Origin of the sequence: Nocardia sp. CC227C, from assembly GCF_030767025.1 — a bacterium.
GTDB lineage: Bacteria > Actinomycetota > Actinomycetes > Mycobacteriales > Mycobacteriaceae > Nocardia.
This window is the reverse complement of record NZ_JASITE010000022.1, coordinates 73,116-99,304: the sequence shown is the minus strand read 5'-3', so window position 1 is coordinate 99,304 and position 26,189 is coordinate 73,116. Positions and strand designations below refer to the sequence as shown.

13 protein-coding genes (1 of these 13 only partly in view) are annotated in these 26,189 nt (G+C 70.3%); 3 read left to right on the top strand and 10 right to left on the bottom strand.

Features of this window, described 5'->3' with window-relative positions:
* From QMO76_RS31650 to QMO76_RS31625, 6 genes are all read right to left on the bottom strand, one after another.
* The coding region (locus tag QMO76_RS31650) for an AMP-binding protein (RefSeq protein ID WP_306365028.1) at window positions 1-753 on the bottom strand (753 nt) is incomplete at its 3' end.
* Window positions 754-759: 6 nt separating this feature from the next.
* On the bottom strand, window positions 760-1,608 hold the full coding sequence (locus QMO76_RS31645; RefSeq protein ID WP_306365027.1) for a CoA ester lyase: 849 nt from the start codon (window positions 1,606-1,608) through the stop codon (window positions 760-762).
* Window positions 1,605-2,090, bottom strand: coding sequence for a MaoC family dehydratase (locus QMO76_RS31640; RefSeq protein WP_306365026.1), 486 nt, complete (start codon window positions 2,088-2,090; stop codon window positions 1,605-1,607). Before QMO76_RS31640 ends, QMO76_RS31645 begins: the two co-directional genes overlap by 4 nt.
* Entirely contained in the window at window positions 2,087-3,247 is a 1,161-nt protein-coding gene (locus QMO76_RS31635; protein WP_306365025.1) for an acyl-CoA dehydrogenase family protein, read from the bottom strand. Before QMO76_RS31635 ends, QMO76_RS31640 begins: the two co-directional genes overlap by 4 nt.
* Complete coding sequence (locus QMO76_RS31630) at window positions 3,244-5,283, bottom strand: acetyl/propionyl/methylcrotonyl-CoA carboxylase subunit alpha (RefSeq protein WP_306365024.1); 2,040 nt, start codon at window positions 5,281-5,283, stop codon at window positions 3,244-3,246. Before QMO76_RS31630 ends, QMO76_RS31635 begins: the two co-directional genes overlap by 4 nt.
* A 5-nt stretch (window positions 5,284-5,288) precedes the next feature.
* Complete coding sequence (locus QMO76_RS31625; protein ID WP_306365023.1) at window positions 5,289-6,875, bottom strand: carboxyl transferase domain-containing protein; 1,587 nt, start codon at window positions 6,873-6,875, stop codon at window positions 5,289-5,291.
* A gap of 95 nt (window positions 6,876-6,970) precedes the next feature.
* Here QMO76_RS31625 and QMO76_RS31620 point away from each other — a divergent pair, with 95 nt between their 5' ends.
* Window positions 6,971-7,564 (top strand): TetR/AcrR family transcriptional regulator, encoded by a 594-nt coding sequence (locus QMO76_RS31620; protein ID WP_306365022.1) that lies wholly within the window; start codon window positions 6,971-6,973, stop codon window positions 7,562-7,564.
* A gap of 91 nt (window positions 7,565-7,655) precedes the next feature.
* Here QMO76_RS31620 and QMO76_RS31615 read toward each other — a convergent pair whose 3' ends face one another.
* Window positions 7,656-8,096 (bottom strand): SRPBCC family protein, encoded by a 441-nt coding sequence (locus QMO76_RS31615; RefSeq protein ID WP_306365021.1) that lies wholly within the window; start codon window positions 8,094-8,096, stop codon window positions 7,656-7,658.
* 144 nt (window positions 8,097-8,240) lie between these two features.
* Here QMO76_RS31615 and QMO76_RS31610 point away from each other — a divergent pair, with 144 nt between their 5' ends.
* A complete protein-coding gene (locus QMO76_RS31610) occupies window positions 8,241-9,503 on the top strand; it encodes a TetR/AcrR family transcriptional regulator (protein WP_306365020.1) in 1,263 nt (420 codons plus the stop codon).
* A gap of 77 nt (window positions 9,504-9,580) precedes the next feature.
* Here the strand turns inward: QMO76_RS31610 and QMO76_RS31605 are convergent, their stop codons facing one another.
* Window positions 9,581-9,883, bottom strand: coding sequence for a hypothetical protein (locus tag QMO76_RS31605; protein ID WP_306365019.1), 303 nt, complete (start codon window positions 9,881-9,883; stop codon window positions 9,581-9,583).
* 449 nt (window positions 9,884-10,332) lie between these two features.
* Here QMO76_RS31605 and QMO76_RS31600 point away from each other — a divergent pair, with 449 nt between their 5' ends.
* Complete coding sequence (locus QMO76_RS31600) at window positions 10,333-11,331, top strand: diiron oxygenase (protein ID WP_306365018.1); 999 nt, start codon at window positions 10,333-10,335, stop codon at window positions 11,329-11,331.
* Between the two features lie 477 nt (window positions 11,332-11,808).
* On the opposite strand, the gene QMO76_RS31595 is transcribed toward QMO76_RS31600, so the two are convergent.
* Entirely contained in the window at window positions 11,809-12,024 is a 216-nt protein-coding gene (locus tag QMO76_RS31595) for an MbtH family protein (protein ID WP_306365017.1), read from the bottom strand.
* An 82-nt stretch (window positions 12,025-12,106) separates the two neighbouring features.
* Window positions 12,107-26,189, bottom strand: partial view of a non-ribosomal peptide synthetase gene (locus QMO76_RS31590; RefSeq protein WP_306365016.1) — the 3' portion only. Its footprint extends 11,423 nt past the window's final position; 14,083 of the gene's 25,506 nt are visible here — the last part of the coding sequence; the start codon falls outside the window, past its right edge; it ends in the stop codon at window positions 12,107-12,109.

Sequence of the window (26,189 nt, the reverse complement as noted above, 5' to 3'; positions counted from 1 at the left end):
ACGCCCCTTGGCGTCGGCGTCGGCCTGCCCCAGTTCGATGGAGTCCCACGGCAGCGCCCCGGGCACCGAGCGCCCCAGTCGCGATACCAGCACGGTCGACCGCAGCGAGGGCAGTCCGCCGCGCAGGCCCTCGATCTCCTCGCATTTGTCGTGTTCCTTGCCGCCGTAGCGGTAGCCGTCGGCGGTCACCAGCACCACCGGTTCCAACTGCCCGAGCCGGTCCAGCGCGGCGCGGGCGGAATAGTCCTGCCCGCAGGCGCTCCAGACCGCGCCGATGCTCGCGGTGGCGAGGAAGGCGATGACCGCTTCCGGGATATTGGGCAGGTAGCCGACGACCCGGTCTCCGGGCCGCACCCCGAGCTCCCGCAGGGTGTGCGCGAACGCGATGGTGCGGGAAACCAGTTCGGCCCAGGAGATCTCGACGATCTCGGCGTCCTCGCTCACCGACAGGATCGCGGGACGATCGGTGCGCGCCTGGCGCAGCACCTGGTCGACGTAGTTCAGTCGTACACCCGGAAACCATTGCGCCCCCGGCATGTCCGTCGACGCGAGTACCTCGCCCGGCACCTCGCCGAGATCGAAGTACTCCCACAACGACTTCCAGAATCCGGACAGATCATCGACCGACCACCGCCACAGCGCCGGATAGTCCGGCACGGAAACCCCGTGCCGCCGTTCGACGAACCGTGCGAAATCGGTGATCCGGGCCGCCTCGATATCCGCTTCGCTCGGTACCCACTGCGGTTCCACCACTACCTCCTACGACGCGAAACCCGCGCTGTCGGCACCCTGTGCCCGGCGCACGATGCGCTCGGCGTGCCGGAGCACGGGTGCGTCCACCATCCTGCCTTCGAAGGTGAAGACCCCGCGGTGGTTCGGTACTTCCTCGAGCAGCCGTCGCGCCCAGTCGAGCTCCGCTTCGGTGGGAGCGTAGGCGCGGCGGATGACCGGCACTTGGCCGGGATGAATGGCGACCTTGGCGTCGAATCCGATGGCGACCGCGTCGAGGGTTTCCGCGGCGAGCCCGTCGAGATCCGGAATATCGAGGTACACCGAGTCGAGTGCGAACTTGCCGTACGCCTTGGCCGCCAGCAGCGATTGCGAGCGCACGTGCCGGGCCACATCGCGGTAGCTCCCGTCGGCGTGCCGGCTGGAATTGCCGCCCAGACCCGCGATCAGATCCTCCGCGCCCCACATGACGCCGATGGCATTGCGCGCCATGACCGCCCGGCCCACCGCCAGCGCCCCCAGCGGGGATTCCACCAGCGCGATCACCTCGTAGTCGGCGAGTGTGGTGATCTGTTCCGCCGATTCGCATTTGGGCAGCATGACGCGCCGGTACTCGGTGCGCGCCACGGCGTCGAGATCGAGCATGTGCTCGACGGTGCCCGCGGCGTTCACCCGGACCACGGTTCGGTCGGGATCGAGCGGCGTCGCGATCAGCGCCTCCCGGGCCGCGGGCTTGTCGGCCGCGGCGACGCCGTCCTCGAGGTCGATGATCACCACATCGGCCGCGGCGGCGGCCTTGACGTACCGCTCGGGCCGATCGGCGGGGCAGAACAGCCACGCCGGTCCCGGCATCTCCCAACTCGTCCCAGGGCTGCTCATGTGGTCGGCTGCTTCCGTACCAGTGTCTTCCGGACCGCGGTGGCGACGATATCGCCGTGCTGGTTCCGCCCGGTATGCGCGAATGTCACGATGCCCTCCCCGGGGCGGCTCTCGGATTCCCGTTTGTCGGTGACCGTGGTCTCGGCATACAGCGTGTCGCCGTGGAAAAGCGGTTTCGGAAAGGCGATGTCGGAGAAGCCGAGGTTGGCGACAATGGTGCCCTGCGTCAACTGTGCGACGGACAGACCGACCAGTGTGGACAGGGTGAACATGGAATTCACCAGACGCTGATGGAAGGGCGGCAACGCCTCGGCGAACGCCGCGTCCAGGTGCAGCGCCTGGGTATTCATGGTCAGCGTCGTGAACAGCACATTGTCGGCCTCGGTGATGGTCCGGCCCGGCCGGTGCTCGTACAGCACACCGGTCTCGAACTCGTCGAACCACAGGCCGCGCTGCACGACGCGGCGGATCTCGGCGCTCACAATCCCAACTCTCGCCCGATCAGCATCAACTGCACCTCCGTGGTGCCCTCACCGATTTCCAGGATCTTGCTGTCGCGATAGTGCCGCGCCACAGCATATTCGTTCATGAAGCCGTAGCCGCCGAAAATCTGGGTGGCGTCGCGGGCATTGTCCATGGCGGCCTCGCTGGCGACGAGTTTCGCGATCGAGGCCTGCTTCTTGAACGGTTTCCCGGCGAGCATCAGCGCGGCGGCGTCGTAGTAGGCGGTGCGGGCGGCGTGCGCGCGGGCCTCCATGCGCGCGATCTTGAAGGCAATGGCCTGATTCCGGCCGATCCGCTGCCCGAACGCCTCACGTTCGGCGGCGTAGCGCACACTCTCGTCCACGCAGCCCTGGGCCGCGCCGACCGACAGCGCCGCGATGGCGATCCGGCCCTCGTCCAGAATGCTCAGGAAATTGGCGTAGCCGCGACCCTCCGCACCGAGCAGATTCTCGGCGGGCACCCGCACATCGGTGAAGCTGAGCGGATGGGTGTCGGAGGCGTTCCAGCCGACCTTGTTGTACGCGGGTTCGGCCACGAACCCCGGCGTGTCGGTGGGCACCAGAATGGTGGAGATCCGCTTCTTGCCCTCCAACTGGCCGGTCACCGCGGTCACCGTGACCAGCCGGGTGATATCGGTGCCGGAGTTGGTGATGAACTGCTTGGAGCCGTTGATCACCCAGGTGTCGCCGTCGCGCACGGCCGTGGTGCGGGTGCCGCCCGCGTCGCTGCCCGCACCCGGTTCGGTGAGCCCGAAGGCGGCCAGGGCGCGACCGCTGGTGAGCTGCGGCAGCCACTCCTGCTTCTGCTTGTCGTTGCCGAAGCGGTAGACGGGCATGGCGCCCAGCGAGACACCGGCCTCCAGGGTGATGGCCACGCTCTGGTCGACCTTGCCCAGTTCCTCGAGGGCCAGGCACAGCGCGAAGTAGTCGCCGCCCATGCCGCCGTACTCCTCGGGAAAGGGCAGCCCGAACAGGCCCATCTCGGCCATGCCCGCCACGACCTCGTACGGGAAGCTGTGCTCGGCGTCGTGTTTCGCCGCGACCGGCGCGACCACCTGGTTGGCGAAATCCCGCACGGTGTGCGCGAGTTCGCGGTACTCGTCCGGAAGCGATCCGGTGGCGAGGAAGTCGGTCATGCGCTGTGTCCTTCCGAAACTGACTCGCTCACGGGCACCACGCGCGCGAGCGGCTGATCTACCTTCACCTGATCGCCCGTCCCGACCAGCAGTTCGACGCGGCCGTCGATGGGGGCGGTGAGCGAATGCTCCATCTTCATGGCCTCGACCACCACGACGGTGCTACCCGCGGTCACCTCCGCACCGGCGGTGACGGGCACGGCGATCACCGAACCGGGCATCGGGCTGAGGATTTCGGCGTCGCCGACGTGTTCGACCCCGCCGCGCGCGTCGGCCTCGGCCACCTCGCGCAACTGCGCCACGCCGGTGCGGTCGGCGAGCCAGAGGTGGCCGTGCCGCTCGGCGATCCGGTGGCGGGTGCGCACCCCGTCCAGGACGAGGGTGAGCCACTGCCCGCCGTCCAGCGCGTCGCTGTCGAGTTCGACCGTGAGCGTGGATTTCTCGCCGTCCTCCACCCGGACCTCGGCGCGCTCGGGCCTGCCCGTGAAGGATACGTGCGCGGTCCGATCGCCACCGCTGAGCCGCAGCACGGTCGGGGCGGTGCCGCCGATCCGCCAGCCGGTGGGGATCTCCCACGGGTCACGAGCCGCGTGCAGCCAGCGGCGCAGCCACAGGTAGCTCGCGGCGGCGATGAACTGGCTGTCCACCACGGGGGCCGGCACGAAGTCACCGGCCCGGCGGTCCAGCAGCGCGGTATCCAGCTCGCCCGCGACCACATCGGCGTCGGCGAGCAGGAAGCGCAGGAAGTCGACATTGGTGCGCACGCCCAGCACCTGGGTATCCGCCAGGGCGGCATCGAGTCTGGCCAGCGCGGCACGGCGATCGCCGCCGTGGGCGATGACCTTCGACAGCATGGGGTCGTAATCGCTGCCGACCACGGTGCCGACGCGCAAGCCCGAATCCACCCGCACGCCGGTGCCGTCCGGTTCGGCGAGCGCCAGCACGGTACCGCCGGTGGGCAGGAAGTCGCGGCCCGGATCCTCGGCGTACACGCGAGCCTCGATGGCGTGCCCGGTCAGCTGGATGTCGTCCTGGTTCACGAACAGCTTCTGCCCGGCCGCGATGCGCAGCTGGCACTCCACCAGATCCACGCCGGTGACCATCTCGGTGACCGGGTGCTCGACCTGGAGACGGGTGTTCATCTCCATGAAGAAGAACTCGTCGGGCTTGTCGGCGGAGACGATGAACTCCACGGTTCCCGCGCCTACATAGTCCACGCTGCGCGCGGTGGCGCAGGCCGCCGCGCCGATGCGGGCGCGGGTGGCGGCGTCCAGCAGCGGGGAGGGCGCTTCCTCGATCACCTTCTGGTGCCGTCGTTGCAGGCTGCATTCGCGTTCGCCCAGATGCAGGATGTGACCGTACCGGTCGGCGAGGATCTGCACCTCGATATGGCGCGGCCGGGTGACGAAGCGCTCCAGGAACAGCGTGTCGTCGCCGAAGGCGGCACCGGCCTCGCGGCGGGCGGAGACCAGCGCGGCGGGCAGCTGCCCCGGCTCGGTCACCAGGCGCATGCCCTTGCCGCCGCCGCCCGCCGAGGGCTTCACCAGCACCGGATAGCCGATATCGGTTGCCGCCTCGATCAATTCGGCGTCGGTGAGGCCGGGCCGCGCGATACCGGGAACCACCGGCACGCCGAAGGCGGAGACCGCGGTCTTGGCCGCGATCTTGTCACCCATGATCTCGATGGCGCGGGCGGGCGGGCCGAGGAATGCGACATCGGCCGCCTCCAGTGCCGCCGCGAAGGCCGAATTCTCCGACAGGAAGCCGTATCCCGGATGCACCGCCTGCGCGCCGGAGCGCACGGCCGCGTCCACCACCTTGTCGATGTCCAGGTAGGACTCGCGGGCGGGGGCCGGGCCGAGGCGCACCGCCGTATCCGCCTCGCGCACATGGCGGGCGTCGGCGTCGGCGTCGCTGTACACCGCGACCGAGCGGATTCCCATGGCCCGCAGGGTGCGCATGACCCGGACCGCGATCTCACCGCGATTGGCCACCAGCACGGTGTCGAAGGCGACGGGGTGGGCTTTGTTCATCATGGTGGTCACATCCGGAAGACGCCGTAGGAAACGGGTTCGATCGGGGCCTGCCCGCACACCGAAAGGGCAAGGCCGAGCACGGTTCTGGTGTCGGCGGGATCGATCACGCCGTCGTCCCAGAGCCGCGCGGACGAATAGTAGGGGTGGCCCTGATGTTCGTACTGCGCGCGGATCGGGGCCTTGAACGCCTCCTTATCCTCCTCCGACCAGGGCTGTCCATTGCCGTCGAGCTGGTCGCCGCGGACCGTCGCCAGCACCGAGGCGGCCTGTTCACCGCCCATGACCGAGATGCGGGCATTGGGCCACATCCACAGGAAGCGCGGCGAGTAGGCCCGCCCGCACATGGAGTAGTTGCCCGCGCCGTACGAACCGCCGATCACCACGGTCAGTTTCGGCACCCGGGCGCACGCCACGGCGGTCACCATCTTCGCGCCGTGCTTGGCGATGCCGCCCGCCTCGTAATCGCGGCCCACCATGAATCCGGTGATGTTCTGCAGGAACACCAGCGGGATGGTGCGCTTGTCGCACAGCTCGATGAAATGCGCTCCCTTGAGCGCGGATTCGGCGAACAACACGCCGTTGTTGGCCACGATGCCCACCGGATGACCGTGGATGCGGGCGAAGCCGGTGACCAGGGTCTTGCCGTATTCGGCCTTGAACTCCGAGAATTCGCCGCCGTCGACGATGCGGGTGATGACCTCGCGCACGTCGTAGGGGGTGCGCAGATCAGTGGGGACGACGTCGTACAGCTCATCCTGCGGTGCGATGGGATCGACCGGGGGCGCGACCTCCCACGGGGTGGCGCGTGCGGGGCCGAGGGTCGCCACGATGTCGCGGACGATGCGCAGTGCGTCCTGATCGGATTCCGCGAGGTGGTCGGTGACACCGGAGACCTTGGAGTGCAGCTCGCCGCCGCCGAGTTCCTCCGCGGTCACCACCTCGCCGGTGGCCGCCTTCACCAGCGGCGGGCCGCCCAGGAAGATGGTGCCCTGATCGCGGACGATGACGGTCTCGTCGCTCATGGCGGGCACGTACGCGCCGCCCGCGGTGCAGGAGCCCATGACAGCGGAGATCTGGGCGATGCCCTTGGCGCTCATGGTGGCCTGGTTGAAGAAGATGCGGCCGAAGTGCTCGCGGTCCGGGAAGACCTCGTCCTGTCTGGGGAGGAACGCGCCGCCGGAGTCGACCAGGTAGACGCAGGGCAGATGGTTCTGCGCGGCGACCTCCTGGGCGCGCAGGTGCTTCTTCACCGAGAGCGGGTAGTAGGTGCCGCCCTTCACGGTCGCGTCATTGGCGACCACCACGCATTCGCGGCCCGCGATCCGGCCGATGCCCGCGATCACGCCCGCGCCCGGGCATTCGTCGTCGTACATGCCGGTGGCGGCGAGCGGGGCGAGCTCCAGGAACGGCGAGCCCGGATCCAGGAGTTGATCCACCCGCTGCCGGGGCAGCAGCTTGCCGCGGGCCAGGTGCCGCTCCCGCGCCTTCTCCGGTCCGCCCAGCGCGTTGGCCGCCAGTCGCGCCCGCAGGTCCTCGACCAGCGCCAGGTGCGCGGACCGGTTGCCCGTGCGGGCTCGTTCGGTCACCGTCATCACGCCATCCTGTTCGATCAGTTAATCGCCGATAACTGAGAAATAAGATAATCTTCACTAACCGAGTTGTCCAGATCCGATGAAGGGAGTGCGCGGTGAGCAGCATCGAACCCGTGACGCTCACCCGTCGCGAGCAGCTCAAAGCCCAGCGGCGACAGCAGCTGCTCGAGGCCGGGGCACGGCTGATCGCCGATCGCGGCTTCCTCGGCATGCGCCTCGACGACCTGGGTGCGGCGGCGGGGATCAGCGGCCCCGCGGTGTACCGCCACTTCCCCAACAAGGAAGCGCTGCTGGTCGAGCTGCTGGTCGGCATCAGCCAGCGCCTGCTCGACGGCGGCCGCGCGGTCGTCGCCGACGCCGCCACCCCGCGCGCGGCGCTGACCGCCCTGGTCGACTTCCACCTCGACTTCGCCTTCGGCGACCCGGAGCTCATCCGCATCCAGGACCGCGACCTCGAGAACCTCCCCGAAGCGGCCCGCCGTCAGGTCCGCCGCACCCAGCGCCAGTACGTCGAGGTCTGGGTGGCCGTCCTGCGCGACCTGCACCCCGGCCTCCCCGAACCCGCCGCCCGCGTCCAAGCGCACGCCACCTTCGGCCTCATCAACTCCACCCCGCACAGCGCCCCCGCCACCATGGCCACCCGCGCCCGCCCCATCCTGCGCCGCATGGCCCTCGCGGCCCTGGAGTAGCTCGCGGCCCTGGAGTAGCTCGCGGCCCTGGAGTAGACCGTGCGCCCCGGCCCCGACCACCTCGCGGACGCGCCGACGCCCGCCGGGAGCCCTACTCCCCGCGCAATTCCTTTGCGGCGGTGCGCAATACGAGGTGGAATCCGCCGCGCACCAGCGGCAGGTAGGCGCAGGTGGACAGCTTCGGGCACCGGTTGTCCACCTCGAAGGTGGAATACCAGTTCACCAGCGTGCCCTCGGTGTGCTCGGACAGTTCCAGCTTGCCGTCCTGGGCGCGCAGCCGCGGCACGGACGAGAGCACGCGGTAGCGCACCCGCGTCGGCGGGGAGTACTCGACGATCTCCTCGGTGAGCCGCATGAGCGGTGTGACTATCAGCCGCACCGCGCCCACCCCGTTGCCATTGGTGTCGCCGGGGCGCACCAGCGTGACCCGTCTGACCCAGGGCACCCGCTGGAAGTTCGTGACATCGGTGAGCCAGTCGAACACATCGGTGATGGGCGCTGGAATAGTGCGCTCCACCTCCACCCCGCGCATAGCGGCTCCGTTCCTCGCGATCGTGCCCATGCAGATTACGGGGCCGATCGGCCGCGACGGCGAATAATGCTCGCGCCGAAGAGATCACAATTCGGATGACGAACCCTGCACGGCGGTAAAGGCGCTGGTCGCTACCATGGCGACATGAACGTAGAGGAGCGTCGCCAGACCCATGCCGAACGCGACGACGCTTCCGCAGCCGAGCCCGCACGCGTGATCCGCCGACGGCCCAAGAATCGGCGCGCCCAAATCGCCGCCACCTCGGCCGCCGCCTTCGGCTCCCTCGGCTATCACGGTGTCTCCATGGAGGACATCGCGGCCCGCCTCGGCATCAGCTCCGCCGCCCTCTACCGGCACTATCCGAGCAAGTACGCGCTGTTCCGGGAGGAACTGCTGCGGCTGGGTCAGCTGACCGTCACCGCGGTCACGCTCCCCGAGGACGCCGCCGACTGGACACCGCGGCAGCGGCTGACCCAGGTGCTGGAGTCGCTCATCGCCGACACCATCGCCAATCGCGCCACCGTGGCGCTGACCCGCTGGGAGGGCCGCTATCTCGACGACACCGACCGCGCGACGCTGAACGAGCAGTTCACCGCGGCGGTGGCGACCGTGCGCGGGCTGATCGGCGAGGTGCGTCCGGAGCTGGACGGCCACGACCGCGCGGTGCGGGCCGCCGCGCTGTTCAGCATCATCACCAGCATCGGCGACCACCATGCCGCCATGCCCGCCAAAGCGCTTACCGCACTGCTGCTCTCGTCCTGCTACCAGGTGATCGACTGCGAATTGCCGCCGCCCGCCGACGCCGTCGAACCGGTGCGGGCGGTGGAGATCCCGCAGTCGTTCAAACACGAACTGCTGCTGCGCAAGGCGGTGGAGCTGTTCCACGAGCGCGGATATCCGAATGTGAGCATGGAGGACATCGCCTCGGCCGCGGACTTGTCGGCGGCCTCGGCGGTGTACCGGTACTACCGTTCCAAGAGCGATCTGCTCGCCGCCGCCTTCCGCCGGGCGGCGGATCGGGTGTCGGGGGCGATCGGCCCGGCGACGGCCTCCTCGTCGAGCCCCGCCGAAGCCCTGACCACACTCATCGACCTCTATGTCGACGGCTCGTTCGCCGAACGTGAGCTGACTTACGTCTACTACGCGGAGTTCGGGCACGTCTCGCCCGAGGAGCGGACGGTGCTGCGCAATATCCAGCGGCTCATCGTGGCGGAATGGGTGCGGTTGCTGGTGGCGGTGCGGCCGGAGCTGTCCGAGAGCGAGGCGCGCATCCTGGTGCACGCCGCCTTCGGACTGGTGGTGGATCTGGGCCGGGTGTTCGGCGACGACCCGCGGATCTGCCCGCCCGCACGGGTGATCCGCCTCATGCGCGTGACATTGTTCGGAGCGGCGGCCCCGGCGTCCTGAACGGGCTCACTCGATTCGGAGCCGGAGCCGCCGGGTCGTGCGGCCCGACGGCCACCGCGTCCGCGGTCGGTGGAGCACTATCCGTCGGCGGCGGCGAAGGACGACACGGGAATGAAGGGCGCGTAGTCGCGAACGCAACCGTCCTCCCAGTCCCACAGCGAGATGGGATCGACCGATACTCCGTTCTGGAGGATCAGTCGCCAACCCGTGTCCTCCCGCTGCCAGATATCACCGTCTCGGTCCCAATACAGACCGATCGATTGGGGTTCGATCGGGTTATCGGCCAGCATCGCGACGGGAACGACCGGTCGCACACCCCTGCGGCCGATGGCCTGCATGGCGAAACCCTGGTGCTCGACGGATGCAATGTCCGTAGCCATTGGCTTTCCCTCCTCGTGTCGATGTCTAGAACTATTCGCTACCGCATTTCCAGGGAACTTTCGTGCAGGTCAGGGCGTGTCTTTCCGATCAATTTATTTGCCAAAAATTTGCCAGCAAATAATGGTGAGAATTACCCGCAACATGACATCGCCACGGCGGCGATTCGATAACCCGCGAAACCCGCCCGACTTCCGTGACCGGCGCTGGTGATCGACAATCCGCCGGTCGCCCCGGCGGAGATCCCGCGGGCGTCGCCCATCCCGGCTCCGACACCCCCGACCTCGGCGTGGATTCCGACGCAGCCGGCGAGTTGAGCGGGCGGCCGATGAGATCGAGTACTTGTATGTAACTCATGTTCTCACATATCTTGGAGAGAGCCGCACCACACCGGCGTGGTCGGCGTGCCCCCCGAACCGCGGGCACGCCGCGCGGCAACCAGGAGGCGACGATGACACTTTCCACCGCACCGGGCACCACCCCCGAGGTACGTGACTACAGCGATCTGCTGCGGACCCTGTCGGAGGGTTCGGTGGACCGGCACTTCGACCCTTACCTCGACATCGCGTGGGATTCCCCGGAATTCGCCATCGACCGGGACGATCCCCGCTGGGTGCTTTCCCCGGACGTCGATCCGCTCGGGGCCACCGACTGGTACCGGAGCCTGCCGCTGGAACGGCAGATCGAGATCGGGCGCTGGCGGATCGCCAATTCCATCAAGGTCGGCGCGGCCTTCGAGAGCGTGCTCATCCGCGGCATGATGCAGTACATCATGAAGCTGCCCAACGGATCTCCCGAGTTCCGTTACTGCCTCCACGAGATGACCGAGGAGTGCAACCACATCCAGATGTTCCAGGAGCTGGTGAACCGCATCGGCGAGGACGTGCCCGGAATGCGGCCCATCTTCCGGGCGCTGTCGCCGTTCATCGGCGTCGCCGGTGGCTACGCCTGGGCGATTCTGTTCATCGGCATTCTGGGCGGCGAGGAGCCCATCGATCACTACCAGAAGGCCATCATCCGGGACGGCGCCGAGCTGCCACCGGCGGTGGTCCGGTGCATGGAGATCCACATCGCCGAGGAGGCGCGGCACATCTCCTTCGCCAACGAGTTCCTGAAGGAACACATCCCGGCCATGAATACGGTGTACCGCAATGTCTGCGGCATCGCCTTCCCACTGGCCATGCGCTGGTTGGCGGGCGAGATCATGGCCCCGCCACCGGAATTCGCCCGCAAATTCGGCATCCCCCGCTCGGTCATCGAGGAAGCCTTCTGGCAGGCGCCGCACTCGCGCCGTATCCTGTCCGACTACTTCGGGGACATGCGTTCGCTGGCAACCGAACTCGGACTGATGAACCCGGTGACCAAGCGCCTGTGGCGGCTGCTGCACATCGACGGGGATCGCTCCCGCTACCGCAGCGAACCCGCCCGCCGCGCCGCGCGGATCGCGTGAGCGCGGGCGAGGCCGACCGCGTCCGCCAGGCCGCCGCGGGTGGTTGTGGACCCGCGGCGGCCGCGGCGGTTACGCGGAGCCGCTGGTGGGCGGGAACGAGACCGAGGATCCGGTCAGGATCATCTGGGCCAGGGTGTTGAAGAAGTTGTCTACTGCGCTGCCGCTGTCCATGTCGGCCCCCTCCTAGGTGGTGGGGGTGGGGGTCGGCGTGCCGGGGGTGACGGACGTCGACGAACCAGAGGTCAGTACGTGGGCCAGCGCCTGGAAAAGGCTGGCGATGCCGCTACCGGTATCCATGGGTTTTCCTTTCGGGATCGGTCTGCCGTGAAACGTGCTCAGGCGGCGTTGGGGTCGTAGTTGAGGCTGGACCCGCTGCCGATCAGAGCGAGCAGCGCGGCGATCAGGGCGTTGAGGTCTACGCCGTCCATGGGTGATTCCTTTCTTTCCACTGTTCGGAAAAGTCTTTTTCCGACAGGTCTATTCGTTCTCCGCCATGACCTCGATCAACGAGAGCGGGCGCATATCGGTCCAATGGGACTCGACGAAATCCAGACAGATCTGCCGGTCGGCGGGACCGTGCGCGATGGTCCAGCCGCCGGGAATGGCGGCGAACACCGGCCACAGCGAATGCTGGGCCTCCTCATTGACCAGCACGTAGAACTGCGCGTCTTCGTCGTCGAAGGGATTGCTCATCGGATTGCCTTTCTCAGCGGGGGTTTTCGCGTGGAGCCGGCCACACGGCCGGATCGCGGCCGTGCGGCGTCGGAGCAGGCGGCTAGCGCGGCCCGGCTTGCCTGCGGACCGCGTTCAGCACGCGGCTGATGTGGGCGAGGGCCTCCGGTGCGGTCATCCGCCAGTGGGTGGCCCGCACGGCATGGTTGTGCACCACACCGTCGATGGCGTCGGACCAGGTCGAGACACCGGAGGCGCCGCTCGGATCGTCGCCGGCGGCGGCGAAGTACAGCAGATCACCCTTGAAGCGGCGGGGACGGTGCTCGGCGATGAGGGCGAGCGAGCGCACGCCGCCGTCGATGATGCGCGCGATCCGATCCGCCCCCAGCGCCGAGAACGGCTCGCCCAGTGCGGCAAGGCGTTCGGCCACGACCGCGGGGGAAGCATCGTCGATATCGCCCGGATCGGCGAGCAGCCCGCCGAGAACCTGTGCGACGGGAATGGTGGTCGGCTCGTCGGCGGTGACCTCCAGGGAGCTGTCCAGCATGGCCAGGGTAGCGACGGACTGGCCCTGGTCCTGGAGCAGGACCGCGACGGCGTGGGCCAGCACTCCGCCCAGCGACCAGCCGAGCAGGTGATACGGGCCTTCCGGCTGGACGGCGCGAATCTCACGGGCGTACTCCGCCGCCCATTCGTCGATGGAATCGGGCAGGGGTGTATCGGCGGCCAGGGTCGGGGATTGCAGGCCGTAGATGGGGCGGTCGGCATCGAGGTGCGCGGCCAGACCGGCGAAGGACCAGGCGATGCCGCCCGCGGGATGGATGCAGAACAGCGGGGCGCCGCCGCCGGTCGGACGCAACGGCAGGAGCACCGAGAAGGCCGAGTCCGGATCGAGAGCGCCGGGGTGCGGGTGAGCGAGACGGGCGGCCAGTTCACCGGGGGTGGGGGCGGTGAACAGAACCGATACCGGGATGCGTTCGGCCAGTGCCTCGCTCAGCTCGGCGGCCAGACGCACGGCGAGCAGGGAGTTTCCGCCGAGTTCGAAGAAGTTGTCGTCCAGACCGATCCGCGCCACCGGGAGGACCGAGGCGAAGGCAGCGCAGATCTGATGCTCCGGATCGGTTCGCGGGGCGCGGTATTCGCGCGGGGCGAAGGTCGGCTCCGGCAGCGCGTCACGGTCGAGCTTTCCGTTCGCGGTGCGCGGTAGTTCATCCAGGACCACGAAGGCTGCCGGGACCATGTAGGACGGCAGGGCCGCCGTCAGCGCCGCGCGCACCCGTGGGATGTCCAGGGCGGCTTCCACGCTCGGGGTGCGCGGCCGGGTGGGAACCACGTAGGCGACCAGCCGGTCACCGGCGTGGGAGTCCGACTTCGCCAGCACCGCCGCCCGAGCCACCTCGGGCAGCGACGCCAGCGCCGCCTCGATCTCGCCGAGTTCGATGCGGAAGCCGCGGATCTTCACCTGGAAGTCCGTGCGGCCGCGGTATTCCAGCTCGCCCTCGGCGTTCCATGCCGCCAGGTCGCCGGTGCGGTACATGCGCTCGCCCGGGGTGAACGGGTTCGCCACGAAGCGGTCCGCGGTGAGATCGGGACGCGCGAGGTAGCCGCGGGCCAGCTGGGCTCCCGCGAGGTAGAGCTCACCCGAGACACCGGCCGGAACGGGTCGCAAGCGCGCGTCCAGGACATAGACCCGGCTGTTCCACTCCGGGCGGCCGATGGGAACCGACAGCTCGTCGGCGGCGGTCACGCGATGGTTGGTGACCGATACCGCCGCTTCGGTGGGACCGTACAGGTTGAACAGCTCGGTATCCGGATGTTCGCGGCGGAAACGTTGCGCCAGCGCGGAATCGAGTGTTTCTCCAATGGCGAGGACGCGCCGCGGGGAGCTCGGCAGGGCCTCGGCGAGCAGGGCGTCGAGCATGGCGGGGACGGTGTGCAGGGTGGTCACATCCTCCCGCGCCATCAGCTCGGCGAGGGCGCGGGGATCGCGGTGCGCGTCGGGAGCGGCGATGATCAGGCGACCGCCGCAGACGGCGGCCGACCAGAACTCCCAGACCGAGAGGTCGAAGGTGGCGGCCGTCTTCAGCAGGATGGAATCGGCGGCGTTCAGACCGAATTCGTCCCGCTTCCAGAGCAACTGGTTGACCACCGCACCGTGCGGCACCGCCACGCCCTTCGGACGGCCGGTGGAACCGGAGGTGAATATCACGTAGGCGGTGTGGGCAGCCGCCAGCGGCGCACGCCGGTCGGCATCGGTGATCGGCTCGGCCGCCAGCGATTCCAGCACCGGGTCGTCGACGCGCACCAGTGGGGCGACCGCGGTGCGATAGCAGGCGTCGGCGAGTACGCAGACCGGTGCCGCCGTCTCGAGGATGTAGTCGGTCCGATCGGCGGGCTGGTCGGGGTCCACCGGCACGTACGCACCGCCGGCCACCGATACCGCGTACATGGCCACCACCAGATCGACCGAGCGCCGCAGCGCCAGCGCCACGCGCGCCTCGGGTCCGACGCCGAGCGAGATCAGGTGCCGCGCCAGGCGATTCACCCGGGCGCCGAGTTCGGCGTAGGTGAGCACCTCGCGGCCGTGCGATGTCCACGCCACCAGTGCGACGGCCTCCGGATCGGCCGCCGCACCGGCCTGGAGCAGCGAGGCGAGCGTGGATCGGTCGTCCACCTCGGCGGCGGTGTCGTTCCAGTGCTCGAGGATGTGCACCCGTTCCCGGGGCGCGAGCAGCTCCAGCTCACCCACCGGGGCGGTGGGCCGGGCGAGGATCTCGCCGAGCAGGCGCTGCAGACGGGAGGCGAGTCCGGCGACGGTGCCCTCGTCGAACAGCGCGGTCGCGTAGGTGACGGCGGCGTCCAGCCCGGCGGGGGTGCCGTCGGCGTGATACCGGTCGGCCACCACCAGATGCAGGTCGAAACGCGATACCGCGGTGTCGTAGGCGACCGGGCGCACGGTGAGCCCGTCGAGGGCGAACTCGCCGCCCGTGACAGTGTTGAACGAGTACCCCACCTGGAACAGCGGGTGCCGCGCGGTGGAGCGCACCGGGTTCAGTACTTCGACGAGCCGCTCGAAGGGCACGTCGGCGTGCGAGAACGCGGCCAGGTCGGTGGCGCGCACGCGGTCCAGCAGGGCGGTGAAGCCCACGGCCGGGTCGATATCCGCCCGCAGCACCAGGGTGTTGACGAACATGCCGACCAGATCGTCGAGGGCGTCCGCCCCGCGGCCGGACACCGGCGTGCCCACCGCGACCGCCGAGTCACCGGACAGGCGCGACAGCAGCAGCGAGAAGGCTGCGTGCACCACCATGAACAGCGTCGCGCCCCGCGCACGTCCCAATTCCAGCAGTCGGGCATGGGTTTCGGCGTAGATGGTGAACTCCACCTGCCGTCCGGCGGTGGACACCACCGCCGGGCGCGGCCGGTCGGTGGGCAGTGACAGCTGGTCGGGCAGGCCGGCGAGGGTCTCGGTCCAGAACCGGAGTTGGCGGGCCGCGAGGGAGTGCGGGTCGTCCTCGGCGCCGAGCCGGGCCCGCTGCCACACCGAGTAGTCGGCGTACTGCACCGGAAGCGGCGTCCACGCTGGCGCCGCACCGGCGCGACGGGCCGCGTAGGCGGACACCACATCGCGGGCCAACGGTGCCAGCGAAGCGCCGTCGGCGGCGATGTGATGCACCGACACGGCGAGCACATGGTCGTCCTCGGCCACCGCGTAGAGCCGCGCCCGCAGCGGGATCTCGGCGGTGACGTCGAAGGCCGCGCCCACGAATTCGGTGACGGCGGCGGTGATATCGGCCGCGGCGAGGGGAATCGGCGTCAGCTCCGGCACGGGCGCCCGCTCGGCGGGCACGACCACCTGCACCGGACCGGAATCGGTGAGCGGGTACACCGTGCGCAGCGATTCGTGGCGGGCCGTCACATCGGACAGCGCGGCGGTGAGGGCGGCGATGTCCAGGTCACCGGTGAGCCGGATGGCGAGGGGGATGTTGTAGGCCGCCGCGGTGCCGTCGGCGGTGGCCGCACCGGCGGTGTCGAAGCGGTTGAGGAACCACATGCGCTGCTGCGCCGGGGACAGCGGCACCGGGCCGCGATCGGTACGCGGCGCGAGCACCGGTTCCGCCGCCACCGGACCGGCGGCGGCCACGGCCGCCGCCAGCGCGACGACGGTGGGATGCTCGAAGACGGTCCGCATGGCCACGGGTGCGCCGAGGCGGGTGGACAGCCGGGCCGAGAGCTTCGCCGCGCTCAGCGAATTGCCGCCGAGGGCGAAGAAGTCGTCGTCGAGACCGACGCGGTCGACGGCGCGGCCCAGTAGCCCGGCCATGGTCTCGGCGACGCGCCGTTGGGTGGCGGTGACCGGAGCCCGGTAGGCCGCTTCCCGGAATACCGGTTCCGGCAGCGCCTTCCGATCCAGCTTGGCGGTCGGGGTGAGCGGAATGGCGTCGATGACCATGATGGCGGCGGGCACCATGTAGGCGATGAGCGAACGGGCCGCGAAGGCGCGCAGCGCATCCGCGTCGACGGTGTGACCGGGTGCGGGCACCACGTAGGACACCAGGGCGATCTCGCCGGTGGCATCACGGTGGCCGATCGTCACCGCGCTGTCGACCGCCGGGTGCGCGGTCAGCACCGTGTCGATCTCGCCGAGCTCGATGCGCAGACCGCGCACCTTCACCTGATCATCGGTGCGGCCCAGGTATTCCAGCGCAGGAGCGGTGCCTCCGTCGACCGAACGGGTGGTCCAGCGCACCAGATCACCGGTGCGGTAGAGCCTTTCGCCGGGCGCGCCGTACGGATCGGCCACGAAGCGACTCGCGGTGAGACCGTGCAGGCGGTGGTAGCCACGCGCCAATCCCGGCCCCCGCAGATACATTTCGCCGGTCACGCCGTCCGGCACCGGCCGCAGCCGGTGGTCGAGGACCACGGCCGACAGACCGTCGGCCGGTCCGCCGAGCACCACCGGATCGCCGGGGCGCAGCGCGGAACTCATATGGGTGGTGATGGTGGCCTCGGTCGGGCCGTAGGAGTTGTACAGTTCCCGATCCCGCCCCCAGCGCCGGACCAGTTCCGGGCCGAAGCCCTCGCCGCCCACCGACAGGTGCCGCAGTCCCGACAGCGCGTCCGCGTCGAGGGTGTGCAGCACCGACGGCGTGATGAGCGCGTGCGTAACCCGCTCGGCGCGAAGGAGTTCGGACATCTCCGCGCCGCCGAAGACATCGGCGGGCGCGATGACCAGCGCCGCACCCACCGGCAGCGCCATGAGCACCTCCATGAGGGAGGCGTCGAAACTGGGCGAAGCCCGGTGCAGGACGCGGGCGGCGGCCGTGGTGGGGCAGCGCTCCAGGTGCAGGGCGGCCACCCCGGCGATGCCGGCATGGGTGACCACCACGCCCTTGGGCCTCCCGGTGGAGCCGGAGGTGTACATCATCCAGGCGGCATTGCCGACGGTCACCGGGCGCACCGGTTCGTCGTCCGTGACGGGTGCACAGCCGATGTGCCGCAATCGTTCCGCGGTCGCGTCGGCATCCAGCACCAGCCACTCGACGCCGGGGGGCAGCTCGGCCGCCGCGGCGGTGACGGTGATGCCGATCCGCGCGCCGGAGTCGGTGAGCATATGGGTGATGCGCTCGGCCGGATAGGTGGGATCCACCGGCAGGAAGACCGCCCCGGCCTTCGCCACCGCCCACAGCGCCACCATGGAGTCGATGGACCGGGGAATGGCGACGGCGACGACGTCCTCCGCCCCGAGCCCGGCGCGGATGAGCAGCCGGGCCAGTCGGGAGGAGCGCTCGTCGAGTTCCCGGTAGCTCAGTTCCCGTCCCGCGTGCACCAGGGCGGTGGCCTCCGGATTCAGGGTCACGGCCGCGCGCATGATCTCGGCCAGGGTGCGCGGTGTGGTCGCGCGCGGACCGCGGCGGGCGAGAATCTCGGCGCGCTCGGCGGGGGCGAGAATCTCGATCTCGCCGACCCGGCGTCGCGGGTCGGCGGTGACCGCGCCCAACACCCGGCCGAAGCGACGCAGCAGTTCGGCCGCCGTCGACGCGTCGTAGAGGTCGGTGGCGTAGGTCAACTCCACCGGGAGGTGGCCGTCGGCGTCGAGCGCCGCCCCGATGGTGAAGGTCAGGTCGAATTTGGCGACGCTGTCGTCGAAGTCGACACCCTCCAGCACCAGACCCGGCACCGCGTGTGTGCGCGAGTCCAGGTTCACATAGCTGAGGCTGACGGTGAACAGCGGATGCCGGGCTCGGGTGGGTTCGACGCCGAGGGCGTCCACCACCCGTTCGAACGGCACGGTGGCGTGGGCGAAGGCGGCCACGTCCGCCGCGCGGGTCGCGGCGAGCAGTTCGGCGAAGGTGCGGTCCGGGCGGTCGATCCGGGTGCGCAGCGCGAGGGTGTTGACGAACATGCCGACCATGCCGTCCAGCGCGCTCGCACCGCGCCCCGCCACCGGCGTTCCGATGGCGATGTCGTCGGTGCCCGACATCCGGGCCAGCAGCACCGACAGGGCGGCGTGCAACACCATGAACGGTGTCACGCCGTGCCGCTTGGCGACACCGTCCAGCCGGGCTCCGACACCGCCGCCGATCCGTCCGCGCACCACCGCGCCGCGCCGCGAGGACAGCGCCGGACGGGGCCGATCGGTGGGCAGCGGCAGTTCGTCCGGCAGTCCGGCGAGGGTCTCACGCCAGAACGTGAGTTCCGCCGCCGCGACGGTTTCCAGTACCCGGTGCTGCCACAGCGTGTAATCGGCGTACTGCACCGGCAGCGGCGTCCAGGTCGGGCCGCCGCCGGAGCGGCGGGCGAGGTAGGCGGTGACGATATCGCGCAGCAGCGGATTCATGGAGAAGCCGTCGGCGATGATGTGGTGCAGCACCACCACCAGCACGTGGCTGTGCTCTGCCTCGCGCAGCAGCACCGCCCGCAGCGGCACCTCGGTGGTGACATCGAAACCGGCGGAGGCGATCTCGGCCACCCGGGCGGCCACCGCGCCGGCGACCGGCTCCACGTCCGGCGACAGCGCGGTGTGCGGCGGCAGGATCACCTGATGCCCCTCGCCGTCGGCGTCGAGCGGGAAGACGGTGCGCAGCGTCTCGTGCCGGGCCACCACGTCGGCGAAGGCGGCGCGCATGGCGGCATGGTCGAGTTCGCCGAGAATCCGCACCGCCGCGGGGATGTTGTAGGCCGGGGATTCCGGGTCCAGCCGGTTCAGCAGCCACATCGGCTGCTGTGCCGGGGACAGCGGAATCCGTGCCGGACGCGGCCCGGCGGTCAGCGCGGGCAGCGCGGGCGCGATGTCGTCCGCGACGAGACGGGCCGCCAGCGCGTGCACGACCGGAGCCTCGAACAGGGTCGGCACCGGAACCCGCCGGCCCAACCGCTCCCCCAGCCGGGCGGTGACCCGGGTGGCGATGAGCGAATTGCCGCCGAGGTCGAAGAAGTCGTCGTCCGCGCCGACCGGCGGCAGCCCGAGCACCTCGGCGAAGACCTGCGCGACCAGCTCCGCCAGCGGCGTCGCGGGCGCACGGAATTCACGAGCGTGGATCTCCGGCTCGGGCAGCGCCCGCCGGTCGAGCTTTCCGGCGGGGGTGAGCGGCAGCGCATCGAGCACCACGATCGCGGACGGCACCATGTAGGGCGCGAGGCTGCGGGCCGCGTGGTCGCGCAGGTCCGGCACCCGCACCGCATCCCCCTCGGCGAGAACCACATACGACACCAGCACGGTCTGCCCGCGCTGATCCGCGCGGCCGACGGTCACCACGCGCTCCACGGCCGGGTGGTCGGCGAGCACGGTGTCGATCTCGCCGAGCTCGACCCGGAATCCACGCACCTTCACCTGGAAGTCGGTGCGCCCCAGGTACTCCAGCTCCCAGCCGCCGAGTGCGCCCGGCACCCGGCGCACCAGATCTCCGGTGCGATACATGCGCGAGCCGGGCGCACCCCACGGGTCGGCGACGAACCGACCGGCGCTGAGGCCGGGTGCGTTGTGGTAGCCGCGCGCGAGACCGGGACCGGACAGGTACAGTTCCCCGGCCACGCCCGGCGGCACCGGCGCGAGGCGCTCGTCCAGCACCAGCGCGGCCGTGCCCGGAATCGGTGCGCCGATACCGACGCGCCGCCCGGGAGCCAGCTCGGCGTAGGTGGCGACAATGGTGGTCTCGGTGGGCCCGTAGGCGTTCAGATAGGTGCGGCCCGGCTGCCACGCGGCCACCAGTTCCGCGGTGCTGACGTCACCGCCGACGTGCAGCACGCGCAGCCGGTCCAGTCCGGCGGGATCCATGGTGGCCAGCACGCCGGGCGGGACGAGGGCATGGGTCACCCCCTCGTCCCGGACGAGTTCGGCGAGTTCGGGGCCGCCGTACACCGACGGCGGCGCGATCACCAGGGTCGCGCCGGTCGCGAAGGCGCACAGCCATTCCAGGACGAACGGGTCGGCGACGGGGATGCGGATCTGGAGCATCCGGTCCTCGGCGGTGAGCCCGTACCGCACCACGGCGTGATCGACCAGGGGCCGCAGTCCCGCGTGCGTGACGGTGACGCCCTTGGGTTTTCCGGTGGACCCGGAGGTGTAGATCAGATAGGCCGGGTGCTCGACGCGCAGCGGGGACGGCCGGTCGGCATCGGTCAGGTCGGTGGCGGCGTAGCGGGCGCACTCGGCCACCACGGCGGGATCGTCGAGCAGCAGCCACGGCAGATCGGCGGGCAGCTCCGCCGCGAATTCGGCGAGCGTGACGCCGAGTACCGGCGCGGCGTCGGCGAGCACGTAGCGCACGCGGTCGGCGGTGTGGGCCGGGTCGACGGGCACGAACGCGCCGCCCGACTTGGCCACGGCCAGGGCGGCGATCACGCCGTCGGCCGAGCGCGGGAAGGCCACCGCCACCCGCCGCTCCGGACCCACGCCCCGGGAAACGAGGAGCCGGGCCAGGCGATTGCTCACCTCGTGCAACTGCTGATAGGTGATCTCGCCGCCCTCGGCGCGCACGGCGATCCGCTCGTAGCCGTGAATACTGCCGCGGCCCGCGATCTCCGGCAGCAGCGCCGCACGTGTCGCGGCGGGCACGGCGGTGAACGAGGCGTGCTCGTCCGCCGACAGCAGCGGCAGATCACCCACCGCGGTCTCCGGACGCGCGGCCGCGGCCGCCAGCAGCCGGAGGAAGCGTTCCGCCAGCGTCGCCACCGTCTCGTCGTCGAAAAGGTCGCGGGCGAAAGTGATCTCGCCGTCGATACCGGCGGGCGCGCCCGCCGCCGTCACCTGGTCGCGCAGGGCGACCGACAGGTCGAATCTGGCGGTGTCGTCGCCCGCCGCGTCCAGGGTGGTCATGATGACACCGGGCAGTTCGACGGTGGTCGCGGCGAAGTTCTGGAAGGTCAGCGCCACCTGGAACAGGGGATGGCGGCCGCTGGCGCGGGCCGGGCGCACGGCCTCCACCAGCCGCTCGAAGGGCAGGTCGGCGTGGGCGAACGCCGCCATGTCGGTGTCGCGGACCGAGTCCAGCAGGGCGTGGAAGGTGTCGTCGCCGCGCACGTCGGTACGCAGCACCAGGGTGTTGACGAACATGCCGACCAGGTCGTCCAGTGCCGCCTCGCCCCGGCCCGCCACGGGGGTGCCGATGGCGATGTCGGTGCTCGCGGACAGGCGGGCCAGCAGCACGGCCAGCGCGGCGTGCACCACCATGAAGAGGGTGGCGTTGTGTTCGCGCGCCAATTCCGCCAGTGCGCCGTGGGTTTCGGCGTCCACGGTGAACGGGAACCTGCCGCCGCGGAAGGACGGCCTGGTGCCGCGCGGGCGGTCCGTGGGCAGCCGCAGTTCCTCCGGCAGTTCGGTCAGCTGCCGCCGCCAGTACGAGAGTTGCTGTCCCGCCAGCGATTCGGGATCATCGTCCGCGCCGAGCAGGGCACGCTGCCACAGCGCGTAGTCGGCGTACTGCACCGGCAACGGCATCCAGTCCGGAGCCGCGCCGCGTGCCCGAGCGGCGTAAGCGGTGACCAGATCGCGGGCCAGCGGAGCCAACGACCAGCCATCGGCGGCAATGTGATGGACGACGAAGACCAGCACGTGGTCGTCGGCGGCCAACCGCAGCAGCGCTGCTCGGAACGGCGGGTCGGCTGTGACGTCGAAGCCGGGGGCCACGACGGCGGCGATGTCGTCGGTCAGCCGCGCGGGATCGGAGTCGACCGGGACGAGGTCGACCGGCACCGAATCCGGCGGCCGTATCCGCTGCACCGGACCGTCCGGGGTGTCGGGGTAGCTGGTGCGCAGCACCTCGTGCCGCGCCGCCACATCGGCCACGGCCGATCCGAGTGCGGTGGTGTCGAGCATGCCGGACAGGCGCACCACCAGGGGGATGTTGTAGACGGCGGCGGTGGTCTCGAGGCGGTTCAGCAGCCAGATGCGCTGCTGGGCCGGGGACAGCGGAATCCGTTCCGGCCGCGGGGCCGGCGTCAGCGGCGCACGATCGCGGGCGGTGCCGGTGCGGGCGGCGGCGTGGGCGGCCAGCGCCGCCACGGTGGGGGCTTCGAAGACGGCGCGCATCTCGATATCGGCCGAGAGCGCCGCCGAGAGTCGAGCCACCACCCGGGTGGCGATGAGCGAGTTGCCGCCGAGTTCGAAGAAGTCGTCGTCCAGGCCGATCCGATCGCGACCGAGCACCTCGGCGAAGACCGCGGCCACCGTCTGCTCCGCCACGGTGGTGGGGGCACGGTAGACCTCGGCCGCGAAGGACGGTTCGGGCAGCGCCCCGCGATCCAGCTTGCCGGAGGCATTGAGCGGCAGCTCGTCGAGCACCACGATGGCGTTCGGCATCATGTACGCCGGAAGCCGCCGCGCCACTGCGGCTTTCACCCGCTGCGGGTCGATGTCACCGGCCGCCGTGAGGTAGGCGACCAGCTGATCGCCGGTGCGCTGGTCGTGGCGCACCACGACCACCGCCTGCGTGACGGCGTCCACCTCGCCGAGGGCGGCTTCGATCTCCCCCGGCTCGATGCGCAGACCGCGCAGCTTCACCTGGAAGTCGGTGCGCCCCAAGTATTCCAGCTCACCGTCGGCATTCCACTTCACCAGGTCGCCGGTGCGGTACATGCGGGCGCCGTCGCCGAACGGGTTGGCCACGAACCGATCCGAGGTCAACTCGGGTCGCACCACGTAGGCGGTGGCGAGCTGGTCCCCGGCGAGGTACAGCTCGCCCGCGACGCCTTCCGGGACCGGGCGCAAGCGCGCGTCCAGCACGTACACCCGGGTGTTGAAGACGGGAACGCCGATCGGGACGGTATCCACGTCGGCATCGGTCACCTCGTGATAGGTGACGTCGACGGCGGCCTCGGTCGGGCCGTACAGGTTGTGCAGCCGGGCCCCGGTCAGCTCCCGCAGCCGCTGCGCGGTTCTGGACGGCAACACCTCACCGGAAGCGAACACCTGGTTGAGTTTGATCTGCCCTCCGCTGCGCTCCGGGCGGGTTCGAGGCGCGTCGCCGTCGGTGGAATCGTCGGTGGCGTCCAGCGCGGCGACGAAGACGGCGAGCATGGACGGCACGAAGTGGGCGACCGTGACGCCCTCGCGGGCGATGAGTTCGGTCAGATAGGCCGGATCGCGGTGACCGTCGGGCGCGGCCAGCACCAGACGAGCGCCGATCTGCAAGGGCCAGAAGAACTCCCACACCGAGACGTCGAAGGTGGCCGGGGTCTTCTGCAGGACCACATCGCCCGCGCCGATGCGGTACTCGTACTGCATCCACACCAGGCGGTTGACGATGGCGGCGTGCGAGACCGCGACGCCCTTGGGGCGACCGGTCGACCCCGAGGTGAAGATCACGTACGCGGTGCTGCCGGACCGCAGCGCGGACCGGCGATCGGCATCGGTGATCGGGGTGTCGGCGTACACCGACAGGTCGAGCTTGTCGATGCTGTGTATATTCGCCCTCCGCTGCGCTCCGGGCGGGTTCGCGGCGCTGGAAGTCCCGGTTCTTCCCTCCTCCGCTCCTCCGCTTCGCTCCCCCGCTCCGTCAGTCCAGAACCGGGACGCGCCGCGAACCGACGGGGGGTCGCCGTCGGGGGCGGGGGCGGGGGTGGCGGACGTGGTGAGAACGCATACGGGCTGGGCGGTTTCGAGGATGTACTCGGTGCGTTCGGCCGGGTGGTCCGGGTCCAGCGGGACGTACGCGCCACCGGCCATGACGACCGCGTACATGCCGACGACCAGGTCGATGGAGCGGCGCATGGCCAGGGCCACGAAGGTATCCGGGCCGACCCCCTCGGCGATCAGGAAGCGGGCGAGTCTTCGCGCCCTGGAGGCGAATTCGGCGTACTCCAGGCTGGTGTTGCCGTAGGTCACCGCGATCGCGTCCGGCGTGCGCGCGACCTGGCCCTCGAAGAGCGAGGCCAGGGTCAGGGCCGCGTACCCGGTTCGTCCGGCCGTGAGCCCGACCGCGGTGGCATTGCGCTCGGACAGCAGCAGTTCGCGTTCCTCGGGTGCGAGCAGTTCGATATCGCCGACCCGCACGGTGGCATCGGCGACGGCGGTCCGCAGCACCCGTTGGAAGCGTTGCGCGAAGGCGGACACGGTGGTGGCGTCGAACAGGTCGGTGGCATAGCGCAGCGCCACCGACAGCGCCGTGCGGCCGTCCTCGGCGGCGATCTCCGTGCAGGCCAGCGACAGGTCGAACTGGGCGGCGGTGTTCTCGATCGGGAAGCCGGAGACCTCCAGGCCGGGCAGCCGCACGACGGTGTCGTCGCGGTGCTCGAAGGTGAGCAGCGCCTGCACGATCGGCGAATGAGCTCGAGAACGCACCGGATTCAGCTCGTCCACCAACCGCTCGAACGGCAGATCGGCGTGGGCGAAGGCCCGTACGTCGGCGTCGCGGACGGTGGTGAGCAACTGGGCGAAGGTAGCATCCGACCGCACCGGGGTACGCAGGACCAACGTATTGACGAACATGCCGACCAGGTCGTCGAGGGCCTGTTCGGAGCGCCCGGCGATCGGGGTGCCGATGGCGACGTCGTCGGTTCCGGCCAGGCGCGCCAGCACCACCGCGTAGGCGGCGTGCACCACCATGAAGGTCGAAATGCCGTGTCGGCGGGCCAGTTCCGTGATCGCCGCGGTGGTGTCGGCGGACAGCTCGAACAGCAGCGCCGCGCCCCGGCCGGTCCACACCGGCGGACGCGGGCGGTCGGTCGGCAGCTCCAGTACGGGGGCCAGCCCGGCTAGCTCGGCACGCCAGTGGGCGATCTGGGCGGCCAACGCCGAGGTGGGATCGTCGGCGTCGCCGAGCGCTTCCCGCTGCCACAGCGTGAAATCGGCGTACTGCACCGGCAGCGGCCGCCACGGCGGCCGGTTCCCCTCGACGCGCGCGGCGTAGGCCACCATGAGGTCGCGGGCCAGTGGTCCGGTGGACACGCCGTCGGCGGCAATGTGATGGGTCACCACGACCAGCACGTGCTCGTCCGGATCGGCACGCAGCAGGGCCACGCGCACCGGCAGTTCGGTGCGCAGATCGAATCCGCGTCCCGCCACGGCCGCCACCGCGCTCGGCAGGTCCGCGGCGTCGACGGGTGTGAGGTCGGGCGCGGGCACCGCGGTGACGGGGAGGATGTCCTGCCGCGGGCCGTCGGCGTCCGCCGGGAACAGCGTGCGCAACGCCTCGTGCCGTGCCATGACGTCGATGACGGCGGCGCGCAGGGCGTCGATATCCAGGGTTCCGGTGAGCCGCAGGGCGGCGGGGATGTTGTAGAGCGGCGACCCCGGGTCCAGGCGATTGAGCAGCCACATCCGATTCTGCGCCAGGGACAGCGGGATTCGCTCCGGACGTGGCCGCGGCGCCAGCGCCACCGCCTGCCGGTCGGCGCGAACGGCGCGCACGGCGAGTTCGGCCACGGTGGGCGCGTCGAAGACCTCGCGCACGGTCAGATCGCAGCCGAGCGCCGCGTTGGCGCGGGCCACCAAGCGCATGGCGAGCAGCGAATTGCCGCCGCGGCCGAAGAAGTCGTCGTCCGCACCGATGGGGCCGCTGGCCAGCAGATCCGCCACCAGGGCCGCGAGCACCGATTCCGCGCCTTCCCGGGGCGCACGGAAAACGGTGGCGGCGGCGGTGAACTCGACGGCGGGCAGCGCCTTGCGATCGAGTTTGCCGACGCTGGTGCGCGGCATGTCGTCCAGCACCACCAGGTGCGCGGGCACCATGTATCCGGGTAGCAGG

Coding starts and splice junctions, on each gene's coding strand:
- QMO76_RS31605 (WP_306365019.1), bottom strand. CDS start 9,883: ATGGCTACGGACATTGCATCCGTCGAGCACCAGGGTTTCGCCATGCAG.
- QMO76_RS31645 (WP_306365027.1), bottom strand. CDS start 1,608: ATGAGCAGCCCTGGGACGAGTTGGGAGATGCCGGGACCGGCGTGGCTG.
- QMO76_RS31630 (WP_306365024.1), bottom strand. CDS start 5,283: ATGATGAACAAAGCCCACCCCGTCGCCTTCGACACCGTGCTGGTGGCC.
- QMO76_RS31635 (WP_306365025.1), bottom strand. CDS start 3,247: ATGACCGACTTCCTCGCCACCGGATCGCTTCCGGACGAGTACCGCGAA.
- QMO76_RS31610 (WP_306365020.1), top strand. CDS start 8,241: ATGAACGTAGAGGAGCGTCGCCAGACCCATGCCGAACGCGACGACGCT.
- QMO76_RS31625 (WP_306365023.1), bottom strand. CDS start 6,875: ATGACGGTGACCGAACGAGCCCGCACGGGCAACCGGTCCGCGCACCTG.
- QMO76_RS31600 (WP_306365018.1), top strand. CDS start 10,333: ATGACACTTTCCACCGCACCGGGCACCACCCCCGAGGTACGTGACTAC.
- QMO76_RS31595 (WP_306365017.1), bottom strand. CDS start 12,024: ATGAGCAATCCCTTCGACGACGAAGACGCGCAGTTCTACGTGCTGGTC.
- QMO76_RS31615 (WP_306365021.1), bottom strand. CDS start 8,096: ATGCGCGGGGTGGAGGTGGAGCGCACTATTCCAGCGCCCATCACCGAT.